A 12,968-nucleotide genomic window follows, 5' to 3' on the forward strand; every position below is an offset into this window, starting at 1 on the left:
CCGTCATTATGTTGTACTCATACTATTACACATAGACCTTGTCGAATCCTTCATGGAAAAATAGGAATCTTTGTCGAATCGATCCCTTAAGCGAATTTATTTATCACATCTTTCAGTTTAGATGAGAGATGTGGGATATCTGTCGTTCTAATTGTCAGTCTGACCATGGATTCGTCCATTTCAAGTGCTTCTGCTAAGAATCCACCTAACCCTCTTGCCCGTCGATCCACTTCCAGAAGCAGATCCACTTGTTCTTCCGATTGATTCAGGAACATCACTTCAAGTTCATCTAATTTTCGTTGATATGGACCATTGACCGGTACGAATTCGAATTCCTGTATGAATGGATAGCGACCTCTATAGCGGCGTGGTGCCTGCTCACATTCAACCTTACGAATCCTGAAGCCCAGTTCCTGAACAGATGTGAGCACTGCATTCGTCAATTCATTCGGTAAGATTTCAATATAATCTTTGTCTTTAGGATCAACTGCATTTTTAATATCTAAGCCAGTGGCTACCCACACCCTTGTATTTCCATACGTGATCGGGGTTTCAAATGGTAAGGTAAAGGAAAAAGGAAACTGTTTCTTTTCATTTTCTCCGATAGTAAACGGCTCAGATATTTGCACTTTTTGAATGGGAGCATAATCAGTATACTTTTTGTCATCTGATTCACGAATATATGTAGTAAAGAGTGTTAAATAGATAGCATCGATATTCTGATCTGCGCTCCCTCCTGTAATTTCTACAATACCTTTTGCCGTTTCCCCTGCTTGATAGCTTGATTTTTCTAATTTTGTATCTACTGTAGCGGCTCCGATTCCTATTGAAGCAAACACTTTGTTAAAAAAAGACATTTGATTTTCCTCCTCGATTATCTTTCTTGTAATGTTTTAATCACTCGGTATAATTCCACCAGGATTTCCTCAGCGTCCCTAAACCCTGAATCAATTTGCAGAAGTCTTCTGATCACCATCTTTGTATCATGATGAATGGCAAGTTCTTCTTCCCAGCTTCTCTCCTTTTTCATAGTTGGTTCATAAGAAGAATACAATAAAAATAGCAGAAAATGCCCGATTGCGTAGAAATCACTCTTCTTCGATTTATCCCTCATATAATCCTTATGTTTCCCTGGGATAGTCTCTGATGTTTCATTCATTTCACAAGCAAGACCAAAATCTATTATTTGAAGCGTTCCATGATCCAGTAAAATATTTGGGATTCTTAAGTCACGATGAACGTATCCATTTTCATGGATCCATTGTACTAGGTTAACCAATTGTACACCTAAAGTTAGTGATTCTCCCTCCGAGTATGTTTTTCCTTCAATAAAAATTAACTCCTCAAATGTTTGACCGTGCATTTTTTCCATAACGAAATAAGGAGTCTTCCTATACTCACCTGTTGTATAAACAGATGGAAACCGGGGATGAGATAAAGTTTGTAGTGCATTCATTTCATTTTGAACATATTGGGCGTGATTAGAAAATAACTTTTTGTAAGGGCGAATTCTTTTTAGTATGGCTTCTTTTCCACTAGAGTGTTCGATGACCGAGTAAGTTGTACCATAGCTTCCTTTTCCAACTAATCGGATGATATGGTAGCCATTGATGTTTTCTCCAGGTTTCCACGTCTGTTCAAATCCATCGATCAGTCTGCGAAAAAGCGTGTGTACCATAACCTGTTTCCTCTCATTCCATCAACTGCTATAAAAGCTGGAAAAAAAGCTTTTACTCTTATGCTTCTTATAATGCTGATGTCCAAAATGTTTATGTTTAGGTGATTTATACTTTCTCCACGCATCACTGGAGCTGTACCGATGATGTTTCGAACCTAACAGGCTTTTGATTATTTTCCTTAACATAAGCAAACCTCCCAAGAATGTTTCTTATCGACTTGTATTACTATATACGTTTCATTTAGAAATTAGTTTCAAACATAAAAAATATCTTAGTGGAGCGTGATAATCTGCTTTCACACGCCTTGTCCAAAAAAGGGCAAAATGCGTTTTTCTCATTTCTTGAGTTGTGTAACGTAGCCATTTTTCACCATTCCCTCAGCGGATCGAGAGCAGATTACTGGCCACACATTCATTCGAAAGAAAATAAAAAAACTCGTCTATATAGTCCCACTTAATGTCCTGTTTGGGATAACATGCCTTCTTTCACACTCTCTTTGTCTGACTGGTTTATTGACCAGCCGATCGAAGTGATGGCACCTCATTTGACGATGATACCTGATCGTTTTTCTATGAAAAAAAGTGGAAAGCGTTGACCTCATTTCTTGTGAATCTAAAGAGGGATTAACTCAAAATATAGTGCCTCGATGTTTTTCTGCCACCCGAAAAACATGAAAGGCACTTTAGAGTTAATCCCCATTATGTGAATGAACATTCCTTACGATGTGATTTTCAATTCGATGGTTGAAAAGATCCTATACATCTTCTTCCCATTCTTCATCAATGATACATTTGGCAATCAGATACTCGAATGTGATATCCGCTATTTCTTCCAGCTCATCTTCTGACGGTACATATCCTCTTTGAACGAGTTCTTTCATGAAGAACTCGGCAATTTCCTCGGTGTCGATAAAGACTTCTATCTCCCGCATGTGATCGCCCCCTTTGATTCTCAATTTATGACAGAATGCTTCCAGTTATGCTATGAGAAAAAAGTTTTCATAAGATTTAAAAGACAAGCATAGACTTTATCATCAAAGATAAGGAGCGATTCGATGTTAAGCACATTTACTCAAAAAACGAAAACGATGTTAAAAGATTTAGAAAATGGTGAGGGAATGATTGTCTCAGGAATGCAGTGGATCCTTAGGGTTGTATTGCTATCATTTTTAATCATAAGCGTTCCAGTTTTTCTGTATATCATGTGGCTTATTCCTTCTCTTTAACAATAGATTGTGAGTTTGTATGAGATCTCAATTGTTCTAACACATAGTCCATCTTATTCTTATATTTAGTATCTTCAAAGAGAAGATACAGTGCTTTGTAATCATTATAATGATCCAGAAGCTGATCAATCCAACTTGGCTTTGGGTGAGCAGATGAACGAAGCGATTTTATTTTGCCTTCTTTTTTCTGCGGAAATACGAATCCGTATTTCTTAATAAAGGCCTCTGCTTGCTCTTCATCTGCAACTAAGGTGATTTCATCTTCGTCTGCTTCTAACCACTCTCCATCTGTAATTCTCATTAACTCATAAATAACGTCTTCCCAGGCATCGTCCTTATAACGCCATATTTCCGTCCTGAATCCTACCACTTTAAAGAGATCCTCTTCATATCCCTTGACAATAACCAGATCTCCGAATAGAAATTTATATTCAATATCGATCTGTTCCTGTTCAAAAATGTATCCATCATAAGAATCAAGCAATTCTAATGCTTTCTCCTTGAAAAGTCCTTCACTTTCGTTTACCTCATATAAAAACTCACCATCGAGTTTTTTAATATCGGTGATTTTCCCGACAGTACCATAGATTGTTACAACTACCGTTTCTCCAACTCTGAATCTAGGCTCTTTTCGTTTCTTCATTCTCCCCTCACCCTTAATCGCCTTTTTTATATGATATGCAACAACAAGCATATCGGTATACACGAAAAGCCTTTTTAAAAAAGGACCGACATTTGTCTAGAACAAATGTCAGTCCATTGGCTTAAAGGATTATTAGGTTAAACTTTTTCTTCTAATAAATAGGCGTCCCATGCCATATCGAAAATGGACATACTTTCAAGATAATGACCATTCATTTCAAGGTAAGAACTAATCTCATGGTATTGTTTTGATTGTTTAGGAAAGCTATGATCATCATAAGCTGAATTTGCGAAATGAGTTAATTCATCCTTGGCAGTAGGCTGCCTATATTTCATTAAATAATGATAAAAGGATTTTCTCACCTGTTCCACCTACCCTTGTGGTTTCTTTTCTAAAAGGATAGCCGAAGAAGATGAATTCGTAAAGTGTTTGCTTTAAGTGAGTATATCCACTGTTAAAATCGAAAGTAATTTTTCTTTAGTAAACGGGGGAGTTCCATTAATTCTGTGTAAGTGATCACTTTATCGATTAAATTGGTGTCGATTAACATAAGCTGGTCTTCAATTTCATTGATGACCGTTTCTTCCTGATACTCCATTCCACAATGACTGCAGCTCATGCTGGGGACATTCGAGATTTGAATCGCTCTTGTACCATCAGGAAGCTCCCAATACACGTTCGATTGATTCTCATGAGCTGTCTCACCTTCACACCATTCGCATACTTTTGCATTATTTTTATCCATTGATGGTTTTTTCCTTATCATCATTTTTATCTTGTTCCATTTTTGATAGCATCGCTTTATGCTTCTTTTCTTTAAGCTGATCTCTTTTTCCTCTAAAGTCCTTAAGGGAATTGTGATCCGGATTTTCCTGATATTCCTTTCGTCGCTCCAAACGCTTAAGTCCACTCGGGGTGAGGGAAGAATGGGTTTGATTCATCAATCCGGCAATTCCAATGGTTGGTTCTTTAATCTCTTCATCATGATACACTTCTTTAAAATAATCATCTGCCCTGCCTGCTACGTATTCTTCCGGTTCCGGATAGGTAGAGATGACTCCTTCAAAATTACGGACGACCACTTTTGAAGCACTTTGAGAAATAAGGTAATTCGGTTGCAGGGAAATTTTCCCTCCACCACCGGGGGCATCTAACACAAAGGTCGGTACGGCATAGCCGGATGTATGTCCCCTTAAGCCTTCGATAATCTCCAGCCCTTTGGATACAGGTGCGCGGAAGTGGCCGATTCCTTCTGATAAGTCACATTGATAAATATAGTATGGACGTACTCGAATCTTAACAAGATCGTGCATAAGCTTTTTCATAATAGGCACACTGTCGTTTATACCGGCGAGAATAACCGCTTGATTCCCTACAGGGACCCCTGCATTTACGAGCATCTCACACGCTTTCTTGGACTCTTCGGTAATTTCGATCGATGTATTAAAGTGCGTATTCAACCACACGGGATGATATTTCTTCAAAATATTACACAGGTTCTCGGTAATCCGCTGTGGAAACACTACTGGCGCCCTCGTTCCAATCCGGATGATCTCGACATGTGGAATCTCTCTTAAATTCTTTAAGATGTATTCAAGAATCTGGTCATTAATCAGTAGACCATCCCCACCCGATAGCAGTACGTCTCTTACACTTGGAGTATCCCGGATATATTCAATGGCCGCATCAAGTTGCTTCTTTGGTACGCCCATTCCAATTTGTCCCGAAAACCTTCTTCTCGTACAGTAACGACAGTACATGGAGCATTGATTGGTTACGAGAAATAACACTCTGTCAGGATATCTGTGCGTCAATCCAGGAACTGGGGAATCTTCATCTTCATGTAAAGGATCCTCCAGGTCATACTTCGTTTTATGGATTTCCTGACCAATCGGAACAGATTGCATCCGGATAGGGCAGCGCGCGTCATCTTCATTCATTAACCATGCATAATAAGGAGTAATATTAAGCGGGATTGTTTTAGTCGAAATCTTTACACCTTCCTCTTCATCCGGTGTCAGGTTTACCACTTTCTTTAAGTCATCGAGGGTCCTGATGGTGTTTGTCAGCTGCCATAACCAATTATTCCATTGTTCATCCGTTACATCCTTCCAAAGCTCAATATCCTTCCAATGCCTTTTCGGTTTATAGAGATTCATTTTCATCTACTCCACCAACTTTCAAAAAAGTATCTTTCTACCAGGAACAGAACTATACATTAGCCTATGAAATAGGATCCCAATCGGTTTTCATCCTTTTACATTACACTCAAATCTTTTTCCCAAATGTTCATATCTTCCATTTTGTCGAAGATGATGCAATTGTTCGCCAGTCTTCCTCCGTATCGATATCCGAGCTGATGGAATACCGCATTCATACCAACTGAAAGTGCCCTGGCAATCGTATAGGCACAGAAAATGTCGCGGTTAAGCAGTTCCCATTCCAATTTTCGGATCAGGTGCTTCATATACCCGCCTTTACGATAGGAAGAGCGTGTAGCACAATCCGTTATTTCGGCGTTCTTACAGGTTGATGATACATCAGCGGAAGCTGCACTGATGATTCTTCCTTCCTCCTCGATATAAACAAAGATTGTCCCACTTTTCATTGACTCTCTCACATAGTCGGGATTGTGTAATGGTACAGGATATAGCTTAAATACTTCTTGATAAAGGTCGGCCAACCGCCCTGCATGCTCTTCGGTCGCGACGGAAATCGGTTTAAAACCTTCGCTTTCGTGTCTACCTAGCTCCTGTACGGATTGAAGAATGGCATCCTCATCACTCCAGTACGAGCTATTTCTTCTTTCATCGGTTAAAAACTTACTCATAAAAAAAGCTTTATCCCCATTAAAGTACGCGTTTACTCCCCCCTCCAAGATGAAACCTTTTTCGAAAAAAAAGAGAGATTGATCCCTTCTTGCTTTCACAATTACCTTTTCATAAAGGTTGGACTGAGTCTCTTTCTTCACATACTCCCACAATAATACCGGGTTCCCTCTAAACTCATCCACCCGCAGCCTTCTGTTATAGCCATCTTTATAAATGGCAGCTTCTATCTTCGGTTTTTTAATATATTCGTATGTCTGCATTCTTATAAGCCCCTTTTTTACCAACATATGAAGTGATAAGGTAAGTTATGAAACAAACCATTATAAAAAGGAACAACCTATGTCTTTAATCATTAGAGTTGTTCCTTCTATGGATGATATGAAGTTTTTAAGATTACATTGAAGCTGACAAACGGTTTGTGAAAGGGTTAAATATCAATTATTACTCTATACCCATAAAGAAAAATTATGGCTCTTTATTACACCAATCCAAAATAAATAAGGAAAGTATTTCAGCAGTTTGATAAATTTTATTCAATTCGATGAATTCGTTTGCGTCATGAGCCACTTCAGTTATTCCAGGACCGAATACGACGACCGGAATATTCCCTCCCCTAGATAGGATTCCACCATCCGTTCCCCAGGGAGAGGCTTCAATGATGGGGGTGGTTTGCAATACTTCATTGGCATGATAGCAAAGCTTTTCCACTAATTCATGGTCGCAGGAAAGGTCACCAGGCTGCCACCTTCCACCAAACCATTCGATTTCCACAGGATAATGATCAAACCATGAATCAATCTTATCCAACTTCGAGAGGGCATCCTCTACCTCTTTTTCTACTAGTTGTAGGGACTCCCATGGTCCAACCCCCACCCTTCCCTCAATGATAGCAATATCAGGAACGGAGGATGGCCACTTTCCGCTTTCAATTCTTCCAATATTAATGGGCAATGGAATAGGAATATTTTTATATAAAGGATCGTCCACCCTCTTGTTTCTGGATAATTCCAATTCTTGAAGAGTTTGAATGACAGTATAGGCTTTATCAATTGCGTTTACCCCTTCATACCTGGTGCCCCCATGTGCCGATTTTCCTTTTACTTTCAGGCGGAACCACATGGATCCCTGTTGCTTCGGAAAGATCTTCATGTTGGTAGGTTCGGGAATAATGGCAACATCTGCTTTGTACCCTCTCATTAAGGCGGCAAGGGTCCCGGTCCCGCCACTTTCCTCCTCTATCACACTTTGAAAAAGGATATCACCTTTCAGTGGGATGTTTAATTCCTTCACAATTTCCAATGCAAGGAGTAAAGCGACAGATCCCCCCTTCATATCGGTTGACCCTCTTCCGTAAAGCTTTCCATCTTCAATCACACCACCATAAGGATCATATGTCCAATTCTCCCTGTCACCTTCTGGTACGACATCAATGTGGCCATTTAACAGGAGACTCCTACCTCCACCTGTTCCTTTTAACACACCCACTACATTTGGGTTGCCTTCGAAGTTCTCACGATCACATCGATAAAAAGGATGATCCAACACATCCGATTCTTTCACTTCCCAAATGTCCAACTCCAAACCAAGCTTCCTGCATTTCTCGATGACAATCGCCTGTGCCTTAGATTCATTTCCCCTAACACTATCTTCCTGCACTAACCTTTGCAGGAGCTTGATTGTACTTTTCTTTTTTTCTTCTATTATTTCCTTGATGAGACGGTGAGTTTCCAAATCGGTTCCTCCTAGTCTATATACTTGATAGTGGGGCTCAGGGTATATTGAGCTTCTGTTGTCTCTTCAATATCTTGAAGTGTGTATGGATTAAATAGTTCTTCTAATATCAATCGACCATCCTCAATTGTAAATACGGCCCTGTCTGTTATGACCATTGAAACACATGATCTCGTCGTTAGTGGAAGCGTGCATTCCCGAACAATTTTGCTTCCACCTTTTTTATCTAGATGGGTCATGAGCACTATGACTCTCTTTGCCTTCGAGGCAAGTTCGGTTGCACCTCCCATCCCCGGTACTTTTTTGCCTGGTATGATCCAATTGGCAAGATCGCCTTTTTCACTGACTTGCAGGGAACCCAGAATCGTTAAATCGACTTTGCCCCGGCGAATCATGGCAAATGCGATGGAGCTATCTGTATAACAGCCTCCATTCATTAATGAAACAGGGTATCCTCCCGCATTACACAAATTTTCGTCCTCTTGCCCTTCCCTTGGTGCAGGCCCGATTCCAATAATTCCGTTCTCCGATTGAAAAACAACGGGAAACCCCTGGGGAAGGTGATTTGGAACAAGTGATGGTATTCCGATCCCTAAATTTACAATCATATGCTCTTTCACTTCCAAAGCAGCACGCTTTGCTAACTTATCTTTCAATTCGTTTCCCACGCCCATTTCCAGTCGACTCCTTTAGATAAAACAATATGATCTACAAATACACCCGACGTGACAATTTCCTCAGGATCCAACTCGCCGACATTCACAATTTCTTCTGCCTCTACAATTGTGATATCTGCTGCCATAGCCACAAGAGGATTCGTATTTCTGGCACTTTTATCATAAATGAGGTTCCCAAATGTGTCGGCTTTTTTGGCATATACTATTCCCACTTCGGCAACCAGGGCTGTTTCATATAAATAACGGTCCCCATCTATCTCCAGTATCTCTTTTCCTTTATTTAAATAAGGATCATCCAAACCTATTTCGGTTACGATACCCTTCAACCCCACTCCACCAGCCCGGATTCTTTCGGCCAATATCCCTTGTGGAGAAAACTCAACTTCAAGCTTCCCTTCACTCATTAATCGACCTGCTACAGGGTTAGACCCGATATGGGAGGCAATCACCTTCTTTACTCTGTGTTGTGCAACCAGTTGTCCGATTCCGATATGAGGAAAACCTGTATCATTTCCAATAATCGTGATATCCTTCGTTCCCCAATCCAATAAGTGCTTACATATAGTAGGAGGAGAACCCACCCCTCCAAATCCGCCAAACATCAAAATCATTCCGTCATTAAAAAAATGTTTTATATTTTTATAGCTGCTTCTTTTGTTATAAAGACGCGACATATTTAGATCTCCTTCCAATTCTCTTCTACTAGTTGAAAGGTTCTTCTTAGTCTTTTAACCATCTCCTCGAGCTCCCTTTTCGAACTGTTCAATGGAGGAGTAACCATTATGGCCGATCCCTTCCTCCCATCTATCCCCGCCGCTGCGGGATATAATAAAATCCCACATTCAACCCCGGCTTTAACAATATAAGAAGTAAATGGTGCTCCAAGGGAATTCAACTCTATGCCCAACATCAGTCCTTTTCCTCTCACATCTTGCACAAAGGAAAATTCAGTTTTAAATTTTTCTATTAGATTTTTCAAGTATGTTCCTTTATGACCGACACCTTCAATCATCTTTTCTGAATCAATCAGTTTTAGAACGGCAAGTGCTGCTGTTGCAGACATAGGATTTCCACTAAATGTATGACCGCTCATAATGACTCTTGACCCATTCAATATCGGCTCCATAACGTTATCGGAAATGAGCGTGGCAGCAATAGGGGCATATCCAGCACTTAGTCCTTTCCCTATCGCTACAATATCGGCCTTTACTTGCCACTGCTCTAAAGCTAAAAAGGTTCCAGTCCGACCACAGCCTGTCATCACTTCATCTGAAATAAACAAAATATCATGTTTCTCACAGATTGATTTTATCCGTTTATAATAACCTTTTGGAGGAGTAATCGCCCCACCTGCCGCACCGATGATCGGTTCTGCCATAAAGGCAGCAATATTATCTGCACCTATTCTGCTGATCATCGTTTCTAATTGAGAAGCACAGGCAAGATCACATGATGGATGCGTTTTTCCAAAAGGACAGTGAGCACAATAAGGCGGCTCGATGGTCGGCCAATCACCTAAAAAGGAGTCGAATCGTTCTCTTCTGGATGGATGTCCAGATGCGGATAATGCACCGAAAGTGATCCCATGGTAACTCAGCCATCGGGATAATACCTTTCTTTTCATTGGTTTTCCTTGTTCCTGCCAATGCTGGATGGCAATTTTGATGGCCGTCTCAACAGCCTCAGAACCACTATTCACGAAGAAACTCCATGGATAGCCTGCCTTCTCGTGCAGAAAGGCAGCTAAATCCTCAGCAGGCTGATTACTGAATTGAGACCGATACACAAATGCCACTTTATTTCCTTGATTCACAATCGATTGAAGAATTTCTTCCATGCCATGTCCTACATTTGCCGTAACTGCTCCAGAACAAGCATCTATATATTCCCGGCCATCAGTATCGTACAAATACACACCCTTGCCATAATCAATTGTCGGATAGTGTTCACCAATCAACGGCTTTATTAAATGCGAATGAGGCATAATCCCCCTCCTGAAAGAATCAGATTCGTACTCTCTTTCGATTCGCTCATCTGGTTGCATAAAAGATTTCCCTACCATTATTCATATGTATGAAAAACGGAATCTTTCTTTTCTTTAAGAAAAAAGAATAGGACAAATAAATTTTTTATTAAAGCTCAAAGCCTCATCAAAAATGAAAACATCTTTTCTTTCAGCAAGAGTTTATTAATTGAAATATACTAAGATTCTTAAAAATTCGACAAAAAGTTTGCAAAGTGACTAGATAAATTAGGACGATATGTATAAAATAATGGTAAGATAATCCTATAATACTACTTTTTGCTTATCTTCAGGAGGGGGAAATGGTGAAAAAGACAAGAGAAAAACATCTAAAAAAAGCACCAAAAACGAAGAAAAATAAGAAAGAAAAACAGAAAAAGACTTTAGGAGCCTTCTCTTATTTCCGGACAATACGGGGAAAAGTGGTTCTGTCATTCGGTTTATTGACCATTGTCCTTCTAGTCCTTGCCTCAACTTCTTACTTCAATATGATGAAGCTTGAAAAAGAGATCAACACGCTGATTACATACGATATGCAGGTTGATACAAAGGTGAAGGATTTATCGAAGGTATTAAATGAGATTGAAATTGGAGAACAAGGCTTTGTCATTACAGGGGCAACGGGATTTTTGGCCCCCTATCAAAATGGTAAAGGTCAGGTAGAAAGTCACATCGAAGAATTGAATAATCTATTACAGGACGATCAGGAGCAGCTTGATAAATTGGATAAGATCGAAGCTCAATATGGATTTTGGATACAATTCGTTGACCGGGTAATCGAGACACGGAAGGATAAAGGGCTTGAGCAAGCAGCAACACTCGTTGAATCTGGTACGGGTAAGAAATATCTGGACGGAATACGCTCATATGTTGATATGATTGTAGTCGACCAACAAAAGGATCTGTATAATCGTATTGATTCTCTAAATCAACAGGTTTTCCTGTCCAAAGTCGTTACCATTGGCTTATCGGTATTTGCGGTTTTATTGGCTATCTTCTTCGGAATCATTTTATCTCATACAATTAAGACGAACACCAGGAAAATCAGCCGTTCTATTTTAGAAATAGCAAACGCTGGCGGAGATTTAACAAAACGCATTCATGTTAAATCCAAGGATGAGCTTGCTGACCTGGCATCTGATACAAATCAGCTTATCGCCGGGATCGCCATTCTGGTAAAGCAGGTTTCGGAAATGGCCGAAAACGTATCAGCCAGTAGTCAGGAACTTCTTGCATCAGCCGAAGAAACATCAAGGACGATTACTTCCATTGCAGAAACATCCACTGAAATTGCAACTGGAAGCGAACAAACAACAAGTCGGATGTCTACCTCATTAGAAAAAATGAATAGTTTGGAAGAAGCTGCCCGTTTTTTATTCAATCAAGCAGAACAAGTACGAAAAACTGCACGTGATATGAGGGTAGTTGCTGAACGAGGCGGCAAAACCGTTCAAGCCTCTTCTTCTAAAATGATGAACATTGAAGAAACCATGTCCAATACAAGTGAAACCGTCGAAGCGTTAGGACAGCGTTCATCACAAATTACGACGATTATCGGTACCATTACTGACATTGCAGAGCAAACCAACCTTCTTGCTTTGAATGCTGCCATTGAAGCGGCACGTGCCGGAGAGCATGGAAGAGGCTTTGCCGTTGTGGCAGATGAAGTCAGGAAACTGGCGGAACAATCCCGACAAGCGGCAAAAGGTGTAACAGAAATCGTACACAGTATTCAAGAAGAAGTGAATGTCATTATTAAGCAAAACTCGGATGGAGTAAAAGAGGTTATCGCAGGGGTCGAAATCACAAATGAAACAAACGCCTCCCTTGAAGATATACTAAACCAAACCACAAAAACAACAGTAGTAGTGGATGAGATGGTTGGTCATATTCAGGAAACCCTTAGTCTCAGTCATGATGTAGCAGCTTCATTTGCCCTGGTCAATGAAATTGCTGAAGCTACTGCTTCTAACACAGAAACCACTGCTGCTGCCTCCGAGGAAGGATCAGCTGCGATGGAACAAGTAACGGCAAGCGCTTCAGAGCTTTCACAACAAGCGGAAAAATTGAAAGAACTAATTTCAAGTTTTAAAATTTAAGACTAAAAAAGAGCCGTCGAGGACGGCTCTTTTTCATTTCTCATTAACAACAAAATCTGG

General features: G+C 40.1%; 14 protein-coding genes. 2 read left to right on the forward strand and 12 right to left on the reverse strand.

The window, feature by feature from the left end:
• Positions 1 to 86: 86 nt before the first annotated feature.
• The 3 genes from F0342_RS15700 to F0342_RS15710 all read right to left on the reverse strand — a co-directional run bounded on the left by F0342_RS15700 (position 87) and on the right by F0342_RS15710 (position 2,610).
• Positions 87 to 857: a sporulation protein gene (locus F0342_RS15700; protein WP_149156828.1), complete on the reverse strand. Its 771-nt coding sequence runs from the start codon at positions 855 to 857 to the stop codon at positions 87 to 89.
• A gap of 17 nt (positions 858 to 874) precedes the next feature.
• A complete protein-coding gene (locus tag F0342_RS15705) occupies positions 875 to 1,678 on the reverse strand; it encodes a serine/threonine protein kinase (protein WP_149156829.1) in 804 nt (267 codons plus the stop codon).
• A 755-nt stretch (positions 1,679 to 2,433) separates the two neighbouring features.
• Positions 2,434 to 2,610 carry a YozD family protein gene (locus tag F0342_RS15710; protein ID WP_148969368.1) on the reverse strand — a complete coding sequence of 59 codons (177 nt, stop codon included), beginning with the start codon at positions 2,608 to 2,610 and terminating at the stop codon, positions 2,434 to 2,436.
• A 123-nt stretch (positions 2,611 to 2,733) separates the two neighbouring features.
• Between F0342_RS15710 and F0342_RS24965 the strand changes: the two genes are divergently transcribed.
• A complete protein-coding gene (locus F0342_RS24965) occupies positions 2,734 to 2,904 on the forward strand; it encodes a hypothetical protein (protein ID WP_188048578.1) in 171 nt (56 codons plus the stop codon).
• Here F0342_RS24965 and F0342_RS15715 read toward each other — a convergent pair.
• The 9 genes from F0342_RS15715 to F0342_RS15755 form a co-directional block, all read right to left on the reverse strand.
• On the reverse strand, positions 2,888 to 3,547 hold the full coding sequence (locus F0342_RS15715; protein ID WP_149156830.1) for a hypothetical protein: 660 nt from the start codon (positions 3,545 to 3,547) through the stop codon (positions 2,888 to 2,890). The genes F0342_RS24965 and F0342_RS15715 overlap by 17 nt on opposite strands.
• A 137-nt stretch (positions 3,548 to 3,684) precedes the next feature.
• Positions 3,685 to 3,909 (reverse strand): YozE family protein, encoded by a 225-nt coding sequence (locus F0342_RS15720; protein ID WP_113970954.1) that lies wholly within the window; start codon positions 3,907 to 3,909, stop codon positions 3,685 to 3,687.
• A gap of 92 nt (positions 3,910 to 4,001) precedes the next feature.
• The gene (locus tag F0342_RS15725) at positions 4,002 to 4,292 is read right to left on the reverse strand and encodes a YokU family protein (protein WP_149156831.1); all 291 of its coding nucleotides are present in this window, start codon (positions 4,290 to 4,292) and stop codon (positions 4,002 to 4,004) included.
• Positions 4,285 to 5,712, reverse strand: a complete 1,428-nt coding sequence (gene kamA, locus F0342_RS15730) for a lysine 2,3-aminomutase (protein ID WP_149156832.1) — start codon at positions 5,710 to 5,712, stop codon at positions 4,285 to 4,287. The genes F0342_RS15725 and kamA overlap by 8 nt, the downstream gene beginning before the upstream one ends.
• A gap of 92 nt (positions 5,713 to 5,804) precedes the next feature.
• Positions 5,805 to 6,638, reverse strand: coding sequence for a putative beta-lysine N-acetyltransferase (ablB, locus tag F0342_RS15735; RefSeq protein WP_149156833.1), 834 nt, complete (start codon positions 6,636 to 6,638; stop codon positions 5,805 to 5,807).
• Between the two features lie 205 nt (positions 6,639 to 6,843).
• A complete protein-coding gene (locus F0342_RS15740; protein WP_149156834.1) occupies positions 6,844 to 8,109 on the reverse strand; it encodes a peptidase in 1,266 nt (421 codons plus the stop codon).
• 11 nt (positions 8,110 to 8,120) lie between these two features.
• Positions 8,121 to 8,783, reverse strand: coding sequence for a 3-oxoacid CoA-transferase subunit B (locus F0342_RS15745; protein WP_149156835.1), 663 nt, complete (start codon positions 8,781 to 8,783; stop codon positions 8,121 to 8,123).
• Positions 8,762 to 9,460, reverse strand: a complete 699-nt coding sequence (locus F0342_RS15750) for a CoA transferase subunit A (RefSeq protein ID WP_149156836.1) — start codon at positions 9,458 to 9,460, stop codon at positions 8,762 to 8,764. The genes F0342_RS15745 and F0342_RS15750 overlap by 22 nt, the downstream gene beginning before the upstream one ends.
• A 2-nt stretch (positions 9,461 to 9,462) precedes the next feature.
• On the reverse strand, positions 9,463 to 10,770 hold the full coding sequence (locus F0342_RS15755) for an aspartate aminotransferase family protein (protein ID WP_149156837.1): 1,308 nt from the start codon (positions 10,768 to 10,770) through the stop codon (positions 9,463 to 9,465).
• A 344-nt stretch (positions 10,771 to 11,114) separates the two neighbouring features.
• On the opposite strand from F0342_RS15755, the gene F0342_RS15760 reads away from it, so the two are divergent.
• The gene (locus F0342_RS15760; RefSeq protein WP_188048579.1) at positions 11,115 to 12,908 is read left to right on the forward strand and encodes a methyl-accepting chemotaxis protein; all 1,794 of its coding nucleotides are present in this window, start codon (positions 11,115 to 11,117) and stop codon (positions 12,906 to 12,908) included.
• Positions 12,909 to 12,968 lie beyond the last annotated feature (60 nt).

The organism is Bacillus sp. CH30_1T (assembly GCF_008364765.1).
In the GTDB taxonomy this organism is placed as follows: Bacteria; Bacillota; Bacilli; order Bacillales; family Bacillaceae_B; genus Rossellomorea.

Excerpts from the sequence above, each read along its gene's own strand:
- F0342_RS15705 (WP_149156829.1), bottom strand. The coding sequence starts at position 1,678 with ATGGTACACACGCTTTTTCGCAGACTGATCGATGGATTTGAACAGACG.
- F0342_RS15715 (WP_149156830.1), bottom strand. The coding sequence starts at position 3,547 with ATGAAGAAACGAAAAGAGCCTAGATTCAGAGTTGGAGAAACGGTAGTT.
- F0342_RS15710 (WP_148969368.1), bottom strand. The coding sequence starts at position 2,610 with ATGCGGGAGATAGAAGTCTTTATCGACACCGAGGAAATTGCCGAGTTC.
- ablB (WP_149156833.1), bottom strand. The coding sequence starts at position 6,638 with ATGCAGACATACGAATATATTAAAAAACCGAAGATAGAAGCTGCCATT.
- F0342_RS15745 (WP_149156835.1), bottom strand. The coding sequence starts at position 8,783 with ATGGGCGTGGGAAACGAATTGAAAGATAAGTTAGCAAAGCGTGCTGCT.
- F0342_RS24965 (WP_188048578.1), top strand. The coding sequence starts at position 2,734 with ATGTTAAGCACATTTACTCAAAAAACGAAAACGATGTTAAAAGATTTA.
- F0342_RS15725 (WP_149156831.1), bottom strand. The coding sequence starts at position 4,292 with ATGGATAAAAATAATGCAAAAGTATGCGAATGGTGTGAAGGTGAGACA.
- F0342_RS15700 (WP_149156828.1), bottom strand. The coding sequence starts at position 857 with ATGTCTTTTTTTAACAAAGTGTTTGCTTCAATAGGAATCGGAGCCGCT.
- F0342_RS15750 (WP_149156836.1), bottom strand. The coding sequence starts at position 9,460 with ATGTCGCGTCTTTATAACAAAAGAAGCAGCTATAAAAATATAAAACAT.
- kamA (WP_149156832.1), bottom strand. The coding sequence starts at position 5,712 with ATGAAAATGAATCTCTATAAACCGAAAAGGCATTGGAAGGATATTGAG.
- F0342_RS15755 (WP_149156837.1), bottom strand. The coding sequence starts at position 10,770 with ATGCCTCATTCGCATTTAATAAAGCCGTTGATTGGTGAACACTATCCG.